The sequence below is a fragment of the Novosphingobium sp. PY1 genome, from assembly GCF_017312445.1.
Classification (GTDB): Bacteria; Pseudomonadota; Alphaproteobacteria; order Sphingomonadales; family Sphingomonadaceae; genus Novosphingobium.
Window position 1 is genome coordinate 233291 of the sequence record NZ_BLTI01000006.1, and the last position, 12955, is coordinate 246245.

Genomic DNA, 12955 nt, shown 5'->3' on the forward strand with positions numbered 1-12955 from the left:
TTCAGGCGGCGCTGCGGGTGCCGGCCGTCGTCGCTTCGTAAGTGCTGAACAGGTCGGCGAAATGCTCGTCCATGGAACGGGCACGCAGGGCCGGGCGCGGGCGGTTCATGGCTACGTCACGAATGGCAAGGGCGCAACTTGCGGCATTGCCGGATATGTAAGTACGGCCGGCTCCGCCGGCGGCGTGGTCGGCCGCGCCGCCGCTATCCGGAACGATGACCGGTGTGCCGCTGGCGCGGGCCTCGGCCGCCGCCATGCAGAAGGTTTCCGCTTCGCAGCCGTGGACCAGCGCATCTGCGCTCGCCATGAGGCGCGCGAAGGTCTTCCGGTTGCGCTCGGGCTGGAACAGGCGGATATGCGGGTTGCCCGAGATGTGCTTGAGGATCGTGCGCTCCTCGCGCCCCTCACCCAGCATGACAAGGCCGATCGGCGCCCATTGGCTTGCGGCATTCACGGCGTCGATGACCATCGGCCAGCGCTTTTCGGGGGCAAGCCGGCCAACGCCGAGAAGCAGGACGGCGCTTTCCGGCAGGTCGCAATCGGCCAGAAGCCTTGCGCGCAGGCCGGGATCGCGATGCTCGGGCGAAAAGCATCCCGGCTCCACGCCCATGGCGATCGTCGTCGTATTGGCAACGCCGCCTTCGTGCAGGCGCCGGGTGAGATCGCTGTTGGCGCTGACGACGTGATCGAACTTGCGGCTGTGTTTGCGCAGGTGCTCCCAGAATACCGAGAACTGCCAGTCGATGGTCTTGCGAGAGAAGACCTGCCCGAACCATCGGTAGGCATAGGCCGACAGGGGGTCGGCATGCATGATCAGGCTGCGCGGTGCGGCGCCCGGCCACTCGGCGACAAGGCCGGCACTGCGCCAGGGTGAGGTTGCCTCGACGAAGTCCGGCGCTTCGGCGTCGAGCGCGGCATAAAGGGGGTCGGCGGCCGGAAAGTACCAGTACTTGCGGTCGAGCGGAAAGCGCGGGCTCTTGACGGTGACGATGCGGGCGCCGGGTCCGCGCTCGATCACCGCGTCCTCGTCGCCCGGGGCTATGATCACGATCTCGTGGCCCAAGCGGGGGCCGATCTGCAACTTCTGCTCGACATAAGTGCGTACGCCGCCGCCCATGGGCGAATAGAAAGCGCAGACATCGACGATCTTCATCGGGTAACGATCCTTTCTAGCGGCTGCGATCGAGTGGCGCGACGCCGAGGCCATGCTGGTAATTGAGGACGATGGTGATGGGCGTGGGGCCGCCCCCGGCCTGCGCGCTGGCCTTGGCGGCCTTGGGCTTGCCCCAGCCCAGGCGCGGATTCCCGGCAAAGCCGATGCCGTCCGTGCGCCATCCGAACCTACGGTTCTCGTCGCGATCGTGAAGCAGGCTCACCGCGTAGGTTCCGGGACCGGGCAGGCGGATGCACAGGACAGGCGTTCCTGTCGCCGGAACCGGTGCCACGACGCGGCGGAAGGTCTTGCCCTCGTTGATGAGGATGTTGTCGTCCTCAAGGAAGTCCCTGTTGTTGTCCGGATAGACCTCGAGCTTGAGATTGCCCTTGCGGTCCTTGAGACCGTCGACCCTGACCAGGAACGAGGGACCACGCTCCCCCGGGCGGCAGCGCCCTTCAGCCTGCCCCAGATCGGGTGTCGAGGGGATCGCGGCCGCGGCAAGCACCGGCATGGCAAGAGCCAGGGCAGTCACGCCGGTTTCTCCGGATTGGCGAGGTCGTTGATCGCGAGCAGGCTGCCCAGCACGAGATGGGCAGCGAGGATCAGGCCGGCCATCAGCGCCATGAGCGCCCCGATATCGCGCTCATGGCCCAAGGCCACGACGGCGACGCCAGCGAAGAGAAGATCCTTGTTGGGCACGAGCGGCAGGCGCGATACGAGCTGGCGCAGGGTGGCAAGATAGAGCCACCACGAAAGCGGGACGTCGGGCAGGACGATGTGCCAGAGCAGGGCCGAGAGCACGGTGGAAAGGCCGATGCGGGCAAGGTGTACCTGCATGATCATCGACAGTTCGGCGCGCGGCAGGGTGAAGACGCGTCGCCGCCAGATCGTCGCTGCCACGGAAATCATGAGGATCACGCCCAGCGAAAGGGTGAGCATGTGTGCATCGAGCCCGAGCTGGGTCGATCCGATCATGGGCAACATCACGACCAGGAGCAGGACGGTGACGCCGTTGCCGGCCATGGCAGAGAGGATCGCGACATCCTTGACCGCGCCGAATGGTGCAGCATCGAGTGAGACGCGGCGCCGCGCCCAGGTGTAGAAGTAGGCCTCGCCGAGGTAGCCCAGTAGCAGCTCGTTGTAGACCTTCTTTCGCAGCAGGGCGAGAATGCCGGCCGGGGGAATGGTCCACAGACGGCGGAAGATCACCCACTCGCTGGCAGGTGTAACGAAATAAGCAGCGGCAAAGACGATCCAGAAGCCCGGCGAAATCGGGATCATGCCCAGTACGTGATGGATGTCGAGCCGGCTCAATTCGTGGAAGACGGTGGCAATGACGGCCAGCGACAACACGACAGAGAACAAGGCATTACGGCCACGGTTGGACTTTCGGTCCAATGGCGTCAGTTCGATGGCTGCTGTGTCATTTGCCAGAATGGCAGCGGGTTCGGACACGAAGTTCTCCGATTAGGGGCTGGTCAGCTCAGGCGCGGGCCATGGTTCTGGGGTGAGATGCAGCTCATCTCGAGCTTGCGTTTGCGATCGCATTCCTTTTGCCGGATGAGGTCGCTCATGAGTTCGATGTAGCGCCTGGCCGCGCCTTCCAATTCATAGCCGGAAGCTATCTGCCGGGCCTTTTCCGGATCGGTGCGGAACTGCCGGATTTCGACAAGTCCCTCGGCGAAGCTCTCTTCGCACCGGGTCGGGACCAGAACTCCGGTTCGGCCGTTGTCGAGCAGGCAGGACATGCTTACGCAGCAATCGGTGGCGAGCACCGGCAATCCGGCCGCAAGAGCCTCGACGATAACGCCGGGCAGCCCTTCGTAATCCGAGCTGAGCAAGAAGGCATCGGCGTCAGCCAGCAGCGGGTCGATGCTTGCCAGGTATCCGGGAAAGCGGACCCGCTCGGCGATCCCCAGTTCCGTCGCAAGCCGGACCAGCGCGTCCAGTTCCGGACCCTCGCCGGCGATGGTGAGCGTATCGTCGGGCCGGGCTGCCCGGGCAAAGGCACGCAGCAGCAACGGGAAGTTCTTCTGTGGGACGAGGCGTCCGGCTGTCAGGTACCGGGTACTCCAGGCCGTGGCGCGGCGGCGCTTCAACCGGGACAGCGCATCGAGACGCGTGCGAGGCAAAAGCGGGTTGGCGATCGTCGCCAACTGCTGGGGAAGGGCGAGCGTGCGCTCACGGATTTCGCGCTGCATCGGCTCGGACAGTGCGACGAAACGATCGAAGACGGTTCCCTGCAGGCGGAGCCAGGAATCGTAGCCCCGGCGCAACAGGGGTGGCATGTCCGGACGGTCGAGCGCGTTGCTTACCTTGAGGATCATCGGTGGTGCATAATCGCCCATCAACAATTTCACCGCTGCTGCGACGACGGCATAAGTGTTGCCCGGGCAGAACAGGACATCGACGCGGTTTTCGACAAGGAAACTGTAGAGGCTGTGCACCATCCATGGCGTTTCCCAAGAAGCCGTGGGCAGCCGCGTCGGAATCTTCCAGTAATCGAGCGCCGGGGCACTACACAGGTTCGCGCAGCCAGACCGGCCGAGTACGACCGTGACCCTGTGGCCGGCACGGTCCCACTCGCTGGCCAGGCCAAGCGCCACGCGCTCCACGCCGCCCGGTTTGAGACTGTGAATCGGAACTGCGATTCTGAGAGAGCCGTGCATGTCCACCCTGACGCCGCCACTCGACCCCGTCCGCAGTTGCGGGACAAGGTTTTTTCGGTTGCGGGCGTGCTCCTATGAGCGCCAGATTTCCGGTTTGTGACGGCGGCTCAGGATGTCATGCAAAGGATCGAATTCCGACGCCGATCTGTCATTGGACATCGCTGTCGCCAACAGCGAGAATCAGGTCAGTTCAGTGTAGCGTGCCGGGCGATGACTGCGGGCAAAACGGCTGAGCGTGGAATCGATGCTGGAGAGTATCGACGGCTTGGTGACGTCGCCGGGATGTACGGCGATGCGCACGGTGTCCAGCGCATGAGGGAGGACCGTGCGGGCGAGGGCCGCGAATGCGAGTGAGGATGCCGTGCGCGCCGTGCTTCTGCTTGCCCAGGTGATGACCGGCCCCCTGGCGAGCACCCTCTGGTCACTCGCGTTCCAGACTTTCCAGTGGTCCTCGGCAAGGGCAAAGCCGGATTGCCTGAGTGCGGACAGCGAGCCCTCGCCGTAAAGCCAGGCCGGGGCGATGAAGCCCGCGACTTCGCGGCCGATCACGTCCTCGACCAATGCCTTTCCTTCCCGCATGAGGCGCAGCGCGGTCGCCTCGTCGAGGCCGAGGAATTCGCCTTCGCCCGCAGTCAGGTGGCGCGCCTTGAAGCTGGCCGCACCGCTATGCTGGACGGTGTCGCGGTGAAACCAGCCATGCACGAACATCTCGATCCCGCGCTCCGACCATGCGCGCAGGCGGGACTGAAATGCCCTGTCTTCACGCAGCGGGGCCGCTCCCCAGTGGTCGGGCACGACCAGCATGGCGAAGTGGCCCTTGCCAAGCCGGCTCTCCAGCAGATCGGCCAGATGTTCGACTTCAGCCTCGAACCGCGGCCCGACATCGTGGATCGATGCCAGCAGGCGCTTGGTGCTGCTCATGACGTACCGGCGATCCCCGCGTGGCTGCTTTTGTGCCCGGAGATAGGGGCTGCGCGCAGCCTCCACAATATCCCGTCCTGGCAGGTCGGGATATTGCCCGGCGATTCTGTCCGTCAGACGCCGACGGGCTTCCTCGCGTACCAGCCGAACAGGGCGATGATGGCGTAGCACAGCGCCGGTAGCGCAAGCGCCAGCTCGAGGCTACCGGTGACGTCGGCGAGATGGCCGGTCAGCGGCGGGATCACCGCGCCCCCCACGATCATCACGCAGATCACGCCCGAACCGTCGGCGGCACGCTTGCCCAGGCCTTCGCAGGCAAGGCTGAAGATGGTGGGGAACATGATCGAGTTCATCAGGCCGATGGCGAGATAGGTATAGCCCGAGACCATGCCGGTGGTGTGCGTGGAAATCAGGATCAGGCCGATCGCGCAGGCGGCATTGAAACTGAGGATCTTGCCCGGGCTGACCATGCGCAACAGCGCCGAGCCGATGAAGCGGCCAACGAGCGCGCCGCCCCAGTAGAAGGGGATAAGCTTGCCCGCAGCCTGTTCGGTCAGACCCAGTACGTTTTCCTGCATCATATAATTGACGATGAACGAGCCGATCGCGACTTCCGCGCCGACGTAGAGGAAGATGCAACTGGCGCCGAAGCCGAAACGCAGGCGGCGCATGAGGTCGAAGCTCTTGAGGATCGATCCACCCTCGTGCTTTTCTCCCTTGAGGCGGTTGCGGTTGAACCACACGACGCCGGCGATCACGGCCAACGCTGCGGCAAGGCCGAGGTAGGCGCGTTCGATCGCAGCCGTTTCCGCTACCCGATAGGCCGCCAATTCGGCACCCGAGAGGTCTGCGGCGCTGACCGCGGCGAGGCCGCCCAGCATGATGATCGTGCCCACATAAGGGAAGATCGTCGTGCCCAGCGAGTTGAATGCCTGTGCGAACGTCAGGCGCGAGTGGGTCGTCTTGACCGGGCCCAGCAGCGAGATGAGCGGGTTGGCGACGACCTGGACGATGGTGACGCCTGCCGCAAGAATGAACAGGGCGAAGAGGAACACGCCGAAGGTTGCGCTGGCGGAGGCCGGGATAAACAGCAGGCAGCCGGCCATCATGGTCAGAAGGCCGATCGCCGCGCCGCGCATGTAGCCCACGCGCTTGACGAGCGCCGCACCCGGGATCGAGATGATGGCATAGGCGGCAAAAAATGCGGTCTGCACCAGCATTGCCTGCATGTAGTTGAGGGTGAAGAGTTCCTTCAGCTTCGGGATCAGCACGTCGTTGAGCGAGGTGATGCCGCCGAAGATGAAGAACAGCGCCATCACGAAGAGGCGCAGCTCTGGCGCATCGATGTGCGGGCTGGGGCCCTCGTCGCCGACTTGAGGGTCAGTGCTGCTAGCCGCACCCGGTGCCAATGCCATGGGCGATCCTTCTCCGAAACTAGAAAGTCAAAGCCTGGCGCCACTTATGCGGCTTGAGGCGAACGCGGTTCTAGTCGCGGGAAACGGTAACAGGCAAGGAACTGCAGTCTGTTTGGCCCCGAGAATTCGAATTATTGGCCGGTCGCGCGCCTTGCCCATGCGACGATGGCGTTGGCCGGCATGGCGCCCGCCTGCCGCGCCACTTCGCGGCCTTTGGAAATGACGGCAAGGGTCGGGATGGACTGGATCGCGTATCGAGAGGCAATGGCCCGCTCCGCTTCGGTATCCAGCTTGCCGAGACGCATGTAGGGTTCGAGCTGCGGTGCAGCGGCGGCGAAGGCAGGCGCCATCTGTCGGCAGGGGCCGCACCACGATGCCCAGAAGTCGATCAGCAGCGGAATGTCGCTGCGGGACGCATGGGCATCGAAATTTGCAGAGGTCAGCGTAAGGGGCGCTCCTTCGAAGAGCGGGGAACCGCACTTTCCGCATTTGCCTCCGGCGCCCAACTTGGCCACCGGAATCCGGTTGGCTGTTGCGCAAGCCGGGCAGATGACGATCCGTAACGCGTTCTGTGTCATCGAGTCTCTCTGTGTCTGTCCTACGCCGTACAAAGGCAGGAACAGGGCCCGCGTGACAAGTCTTTCGTCGGTCTTCGAAGCGTGACGTGAAAAGAGTCAGACCGCGTGAAGTCGTTCCACGGTCGCTTCGTGCTCGCCGCGCAGGGCCAGTTTGTCGTGTTCTGCAAATACGCGCTCGATATCCGCGCGCTTTTCGAAAATGAGCTTCGCTACGCCGGCCGTCATGCCGCCTTCGTCACCCACGCGGCCCAGAACGGCTGCAAGGTCTTCGAGAGTGGCTTTTTCGAGGCTGGCGTGCAGTCCTCCCTTGGAATCGCGATAGGCGACACATTCTAAGGCCATGCCCCATGCTCCTTATTAAGCGTGTGGTACAAAAACGCAGGAGATGGCTGCGAGTTGCAGCGAAAGCTCAATTCGCGGCCGCTTCGCATGATTTCAATCAGTTGTTCTGCGCCTCCTGCCCCCCATCGCTCCCGAACCGTTCATTCCAGTTTGCGGGCCACCCATTCTCCGATCGCCATGGACGCTGTCAGGCCAGGAGATTCGATGCCGAAAAGATTGACGAGACCGGGCAAGCCGTGATCCTGCGGTCCCTCGATCATGAAGTCAGCTGCCGTTTCGCCGGGGGCTGAAATCTTCGGTCGAATGCCCGCGTAGCCGGGCTGGAGGCGAGTGGGATCGAGCTTGGGCCAGATCCGCATGGCTGACCTTGCGAACTTGTCCTTGCGGGCGGGGTCGACGCTATAGTCGATGTTGTCGATCCACTCGACATCGGGGCCGAACCGAGCCTGTCCCGCAAGGTCGAGCGTGAGGTGCGTGCCAAGACCACCGGGTTCGGGCACCGGGTAGATGAGATGGCTGAAAGGCGTACGGCCGCTGTATGTGAAGTAAACGCCCCGCGCGAAATGCAGCGGAGGCACTCGGCTCGCAGGCAGGTCTTCGATGGAGCGCGCAAGCACTTGCGCGGCAAGTCCACCGGAATTGACCAGGATCGGCGTTTCCAGCACGGGCTCGTTCATGCCTTCGATCCAGATCTGCCACATTTCGTTACGGCGAACGGCGCGCGTCACCTTCGTCGAGCAGACCAGACGCGCGCCATGGGTCTCTGCCGAGCCAATCAACGCCTGCATGTAGGCATGGGCATCGATGATCCCCGTCTGCGGTGAGAGCAGGGCGTCCGCCACTTCCAGTTCGGGCTCGAGGCGCTTTGCCTGAGACCTCGTCAGGCGTTCCAGCTTGCCCGCACCGGCGGCATCCGCAGCCCGCACGATGGCATCGAGCTTGCCTGATTGGTCCGGCGAATGCGCGAAGATGATCTTGCCCAGGCGCTTGTGCGGAATCCCGGCGCTTTGGCAGAATGCATAGAGCCTGTCGCGTCCTTCCACGCAGAGGCGCGCCTTGAGCGAATCTTCGGGGTAATAGATCCCGGCATGAATGACTTCGCTGTTCCGGCTGCTGGTCCATGAGCCGAAATGGGGTTCGCCATCGAGGATCAGCGCTGCCGAGCCGTTTCGAGCCAGCGTCTCGGCAATGGCCAGGCCAACGACTCCGGCGCCAACTACGACAGCATCAGCTCTATCCATTAGGGTCCGCTATCTACTTAACCAGTCGGTCGATAATACGACGGCTGCGCGGATTTGCCAGATCGTCCTGGTTAAAGCCAAGGTTCTTGAGCGCTTCGTTGCTTGCGCTACCGCAGTTCAGGCAGTGCGCGATACTTGCCGCCCGGCTCTCTGGCGGCTCGAAGCGGTTTGGCGATGAGTGGGGGCAATCTGGCCCAGGGATGGCAGCGGAGCACGAAAGTCGTTCGAAGGCCTGTCAATCGGGGGCTTGCGTCAGGGCTTCGTGGAGCGGGGTCGCTCTGCGACGATCGTGCTCCGTTGAGCTGGGATTACCTTGCGGTCGACTTGGGCGCGGACTGCTTCGTCGAGGTCATGTGAGTCATGTTCGCCTTGCAGGTCTTCAGCGCCTTGCCGGTGAGGCCCTTGCAGCTTGCGGTGGCGGCCTTGGTGTGGCTCGCCGTGCTTGCGGTCGCAGCAACGGCAAGACCCGGGGCGGCGAGCAGCAGGGCACCAACGATACCAGTGACGAATGAACGGGTCAGCATGTCTTGAACTCCAGTTTCGACGTGGCGTCATTGCCTGTCGCAAACTTTCATAGGCCCCGCATCCCGTCCGCAGCATTTCCTGCAGATTACATCTTCGTCATGTTGGCTGGGGGCACCGTTTCGCGCTCCCCGTCTTGCCCGGGCAACCTGATCACGGCGCGTAGTCCGGGCCGGTTGTCTTCCAGATTGAAGATCCCGCCATGCAATCGGGCCGTGGATGCGACGAGGGCCAGGCCAAGGCCGGCTCCGGGTTTGTGTCGAGCAGGATCGAGGCGGCCGAAACGCCGCAGGGCAACTTCGCGAAGCTCGGCAGGAATGCCGACGCCGTCGTCCGCTACCACCAGAACAACGGCGTTCTCGTCCCTGCGTGCCTCAAGGCGGATGGAGGTTCCGCCGCGGGCATATTTGCAGGCGTTCTCGATCAGATTGCCGAGTGCCTGGCTGATGAGATCGCGGTGGAGGGTTATCGCGATGGGGGCCGCAACCGTTGTTTCAAGGCTGAAGCCGCAGTCTTCGGCCAAGGGTCCGTAGATTTCGGCGAGATCCTGAAGGAGATCGCCCAAGGTGACGGTTTCGAAGCGTTCCCGGCCTATTCCGGCTTCGGCGCGGCTGATCTGCAATGCTGTTGTCAGCATGCGCAGCAAGGTATCGGCTTCGGCGGAAATCTTCTCGAGGACGGCGAGATCGTCGGCATCGCGGGTGTCGGCGAAGGCCTGTTCGATGTGCGACTTGAGGCGCGTCACCGGGGAGCGCAGGTCATGGGCAAGGCTGTCGGTCACCATTCTGAGCTCCTCGACCAGCAGTTCTATCCGTTCCAGCATTTCGTTGATGCCCGATCCCATCTGGTCGAAGGCGTCGTGGGTGCCGTTGAGAGGAACCCGATGGGAAAGGTCGCCGGCTCCGATTGCCTCGGCCGTTCTCGCGATCGAGGCAATCCGCCTGGCGATGCTTCGCCCGACCTGAAGCGCGATCAGCAGCGAGATGGGGAACGCGAGCAAGGTCGCGGCGAGAAGGGCTTCATCGTTGATCTTCTGCAACTGCAGGCCGTTCTCGATGACGTGCCCGGTCAGAAGATGCGACCCGTCCGAGAGTGTGCTGGCAGAAAATGCCATGGCTTCGGGCGCGGTGGCGTCCTTTCGGTACAGGGTCAGCGTCGTCCACTCGGTCGTTTCCCCGATAACCGGTGGCCAGTTGTCCAGATTGCCCGCCGCGACGGAGCCGTCCGCATTAAGGAGCAGTATCACGGGTATGCCCGACTGCGGGAACTGCAGCCGGTCGCGAATGGCAGCGACAAGGGCAGGCTTGCCCTCCTTTCGGTATTCCGCAAGCAATCCGTCGCGAAGCTCTGCCACGACGGCTTTCTGCTCGCTCAGGAGCGTTTCCTGCGTGGAAAGGCGTACGAAATAGAGGATCCCGGCCGTTGCGGCGAATTGGGCCACGACCAGCATCGCGACCAGACGCGCGATAGTCGAGCGGGGCAGGAAGAATAACCGGCGCAAACCTCAGCGCTCGGCGCCGAGCAGGTATCCCGCGCCGCGTACGGTATGAAGCAGGGGTTCACCAGAGGCGTTGTCGATCTTCTTGCGCAGGCGACTGATGTGGACATCGACGACGTTGGTGCCCGGATCGAAATGGTAATCCCACACGCCTTCCAGCAGCATCGTGCGCGTTACCACCTGGTTGGCGTGGCGCATCAGGTATTCCAGCAGGCGAAATTCGCGGGGCTGCAGATCGACCGGCACGCCTGCGCGGCGTACCTTGCGTGACAGCAGGTCGACTTCGAGATCCCGGCACGTCAGTTTCGTTTCCGCCTGCGGTGCGCTCCCCTTGCGCAAGAGCAGGCGAAGCCGGGCGAGCAGTTCGGCGAACGCGAAGGGCTTGGCCAGATAGTCGTCAGAGCCTGCCAGCAGCCCTTCCACCCTGTCGTCCGAAGTCCCAAGCGCGGAAAGGAAGATGACCGGCGTTTCGATTCCCGCTGCGCGCAGGGCATTGAGCACTGCCAGACCGTCCAATCCCGGCAGCATCCTGTCGAGGATGATCGTCTGATAGGTTCCGTCGCTCGCCTGGAAAAAGCCGTCCCTGCCGTCCGTGGCATGATCGACGGTAAACCCCGCCTCGTTCAAGCCCTTGCATATGTAGGCTGCCGTGGCCTCATCGTCTTCGACGAGCAGAATCTTATGGCTCATTATGCCGATCGGTCTTGTGTTGGAGGATCAGCGTACGACGAATGTGATCGCGCACCAAGTCGAGATGCAGTCGTGGCCCTTTGGCATTCGCGACATCGCGGCGGGCATCGCTGACGGACTTCACGGATTTGTCGTCGACGGCGACCAGGCGGTCGCCCGCCGCCATCCCCAAGGCCTGCGCCTCGCTATCCGTCCGCACGCTAGTGACAACAAGCCCGCCGGATCGGGGCGTTGCCCTGGCGATGGTGAAGCCGGGCAGGGCATCGCGATGCGCGGGACGGATGATCCCATGGACGGCGAGCTTCTGTGCGCCGAAGAACAGGCCCAAGGTGACGGCTGCAAGCGAGAGCATGACACCTGCCATGCACAGGCGACGCAGGGAAGCTCGCACAGTCCGGCTCATGGCGATCGGGGAGGCGATGATGGCCGGTGAGGGTGGCGGTTGATGGGCAGTCTGACGGACATGAAAGAAAGATGCGACTGTGATGGGCGGGTGTCACGTTACGCTTTCGTCATGTCAGGTGCTCCCCGCCTCGTCCGTTTCCTGCAGGTTTGCGAGGCGGGGGCGTCACGATGGTTACGAAACTGTAATCAAAGATCCATGGGCAGGCCAAGCCGGCTGTCCTACCAGTGCAGGATCAAGTCTAGGACGCCATGAATGGCGTCGGAGGAAGCGCGCTGTCATGAAGAAGCTGCTTATCGCACTGGCGGTAGTGCTGGCCGCGGGTGCCGGATTTCTGGGCTACATCGGGTATTTTGGCGGCGAGACTTTCGTGCCGGTCGCTGCAAAACCGCAGGCCGGGAACCCCGCAGCGGGGCTGGCTGCGGTCGTCCTGTCCGGTGACATGGGCTTCAGGATGGGAATGGGGCCTAAGATCGCCGCGCGCTTGGCCGCGGACGGCATCCCTGTCATCGGCGTCAATTCGCTCGTCTATTTCCGCCATCGGCGTTCACCGCTGGAAGTTCGCAATCTGGTTGCGGCCGCCATCGAAAAGGCGCTGGAGTTCGGCCATGCAGACCGTGTGGTCCTCGTCGGTCAATCCTTTGGATCGGATATGATCCCGGTTGCGCTATCCGCCATGCCCGGCCCGGTGCGCGCGAAGATCGCCAAGGTCATCATGGTCGTGCCTACCGACACGCTGTTCCTGCGCGCATCGCCGTCCGAGATGTTCAACTGGTCAAATCCCGATGCTGACGCCATCCCCGGCGCGCGCAGGCTTACCTGGATTCCGGTCGTCTGCGTTTCGGGCGCCAGGGAAACCACGAGCCTGTGCCCGTACATGGACCAGCCCAATGTCGTGCATGTGAAACTGCCGGGCGGTCACTATCTGAACGGCGATGTCGATGCCCTGCATCGGGTGATATCGGATGCAATCAGCTCGGCTCGCGTAGCTTCGGTGAAGGCACGAGGTTAATGCGCCTCTATCGCATGCGATCGGCTCAAGCCTGGCTGCGAAGCGATGCCGGGAGGGAGAACATAGGGTTGCCGAAAAGAATGATGCTGCCTCTGCTCGCAAGCCTCGCATTTCTGGCAGTGGGTCTGTTTAGCCAGCCGAATGCCGCTTTCGCGCAAGTGCCCCCTTCACTGCACGGCGTCTGGGTTAATCCCAGTGGCACCGTGAAAGTGGAAACGGGCACCTGTGCCGACCGGCTCTGCGGTTGGGTGGTCTGGGCCTCGCCCGATGCCATCGATGACGCGCGCGAGGGTGGAACCGAGCACTTGCTGGGAACACGGGTGCTCAGCGAATACGACCGTGTTGCGCCGGGCACATGGCAGGGTAACGTCTTCGTTCCCGATCACGGCGCGACCTTCTTCTCGAACATTCGCGAGATCGACGGGGATTCCATCCGGATCAGCGGTTGCCTGCTTCACGGGCTGCTGTGCAAGAGCCAGGTCTGGCGCCGCGCTTGAGGACAGCGCAG

General features: G+C 63.3%; 15 protein-coding genes. 2 read left to right on the forward strand and 13 right to left on the reverse strand.

Features of this window, described 5'->3' with window-relative positions:
- Position 1 precedes the first annotated feature (1 nt).
- From J3474_RS09115 to J3474_RS09175, 13 genes are all read right to left on the reverse strand, one after another.
- Positions 2–1153: a glycosyltransferase gene (locus J3474_RS09115; RefSeq protein ID WP_207093878.1), complete on the reverse strand. Its 1152-nt coding sequence runs from the start codon at positions 1151–1153 to the stop codon at positions 2–4.
- Between the two features lie 16 nt (positions 1154–1169).
- Positions 1170–1667, reverse strand: coding sequence for a DUF2141 domain-containing protein (locus J3474_RS09120; RefSeq protein ID WP_013836416.1), 498 nt, complete (start codon positions 1665–1667; stop codon positions 1170–1172).
- 17 nt (positions 1668–1684) lie between these two features.
- Positions 1685–2611, reverse strand: a complete 927-nt coding sequence (locus J3474_RS09125) for a hypothetical protein (protein ID WP_207093879.1) — start codon at positions 2609–2611, stop codon at positions 1685–1687.
- Positions 2612–2634: 23 nt separating this feature from the next.
- Positions 2635–3771, reverse strand: a complete 1137-nt coding sequence (locus J3474_RS09130) for a glycosyltransferase (RefSeq protein WP_242528301.1) — start codon at positions 3769–3771, stop codon at positions 2635–2637.
- Between the two features lie 234 nt (positions 3772–4005).
- Positions 4006–4746, reverse strand: coding sequence for a polysaccharide deacetylase family protein (locus J3474_RS09135; RefSeq protein ID WP_207093881.1), 741 nt, complete (start codon positions 4744–4746; stop codon positions 4006–4008).
- A gap of 113 nt (positions 4747–4859) precedes the next feature.
- The gene (locus tag J3474_RS09140) at positions 4860–6161 is read right to left on the reverse strand and encodes a sugar MFS transporter (RefSeq protein WP_207093882.1); all 1302 of its coding nucleotides are present in this window, start codon (positions 6159–6161) and stop codon (positions 4860–4862) included.
- Between the two features lie 131 nt (positions 6162–6292).
- On the reverse strand, positions 6293–6739 hold the full coding sequence (gene trxC / locus J3474_RS09145) for a thioredoxin TrxC (RefSeq protein WP_207093883.1): 447 nt from the start codon (positions 6737–6739) through the stop codon (positions 6293–6295).
- A gap of 96 nt (positions 6740–6835) precedes the next feature.
- Positions 6836–7081, reverse strand: coding sequence for a hypothetical protein (locus tag J3474_RS09150; protein ID WP_041558211.1), 246 nt, complete (start codon positions 7079–7081; stop codon positions 6836–6838).
- Positions 7082–7221: 140 nt separating this feature from the next.
- Entirely contained in the window at positions 7222–8322 is a 1101-nt protein-coding gene (locus J3474_RS09155) for an NAD(P)/FAD-dependent oxidoreductase (protein ID WP_207093884.1), read from the reverse strand.
- A gap of 308 nt (positions 8323–8630) precedes the next feature.
- A complete protein-coding gene (locus tag J3474_RS09160; RefSeq protein ID WP_207093885.1) occupies positions 8631–8846 on the reverse strand; it encodes a hypothetical protein in 216 nt (71 codons plus the stop codon).
- A gap of 86 nt (positions 8847–8932) precedes the next feature.
- Complete coding sequence (locus J3474_RS09165; protein ID WP_207093886.1) at positions 8933–10345, reverse strand: HAMP domain-containing sensor histidine kinase; 1413 nt, start codon at positions 10343–10345, stop codon at positions 8933–8935.
- A gap of 3 nt (positions 10346–10348) precedes the next feature.
- The gene (locus J3474_RS09170; RefSeq protein WP_013836408.1) at positions 10349–11032 is read right to left on the reverse strand and encodes a response regulator transcription factor; all 684 of its coding nucleotides are present in this window, start codon (positions 11030–11032) and stop codon (positions 10349–10351) included.
- Positions 11022–11435: a PDZ domain-containing protein gene (locus J3474_RS09175; RefSeq protein ID WP_242528302.1), complete on the reverse strand. Its 414-nt coding sequence runs from the start codon at positions 11433–11435 to the stop codon at positions 11022–11024. The genes J3474_RS09170 and J3474_RS09175 overlap by 11 nt, the downstream gene beginning before the upstream one ends.
- Before the next feature lie 280 nt (positions 11436–11715).
- On the opposite strand from J3474_RS09175, the gene J3474_RS09180 reads away from it, so the two are divergent.
- Both J3474_RS09180 and J3474_RS09185 read left to right on the forward strand, forming a co-directional pair.
- On the forward strand, positions 11716–12447 hold the full coding sequence (locus tag J3474_RS09180) for an AcvB/VirJ family lysyl-phosphatidylglycerol hydrolase (protein WP_207093887.1): 732 nt from the start codon (positions 11716–11718) through the stop codon (positions 12445–12447).
- A gap of 80 nt (positions 12448–12527) precedes the next feature.
- Positions 12528–12944: a DUF2147 domain-containing protein gene (locus J3474_RS09185; protein ID WP_242528303.1), complete on the forward strand. Its 417-nt coding sequence runs from the start codon at positions 12528–12530 to the stop codon at positions 12942–12944.
- Positions 12945–12955: the final 11 nt, after the last annotated feature.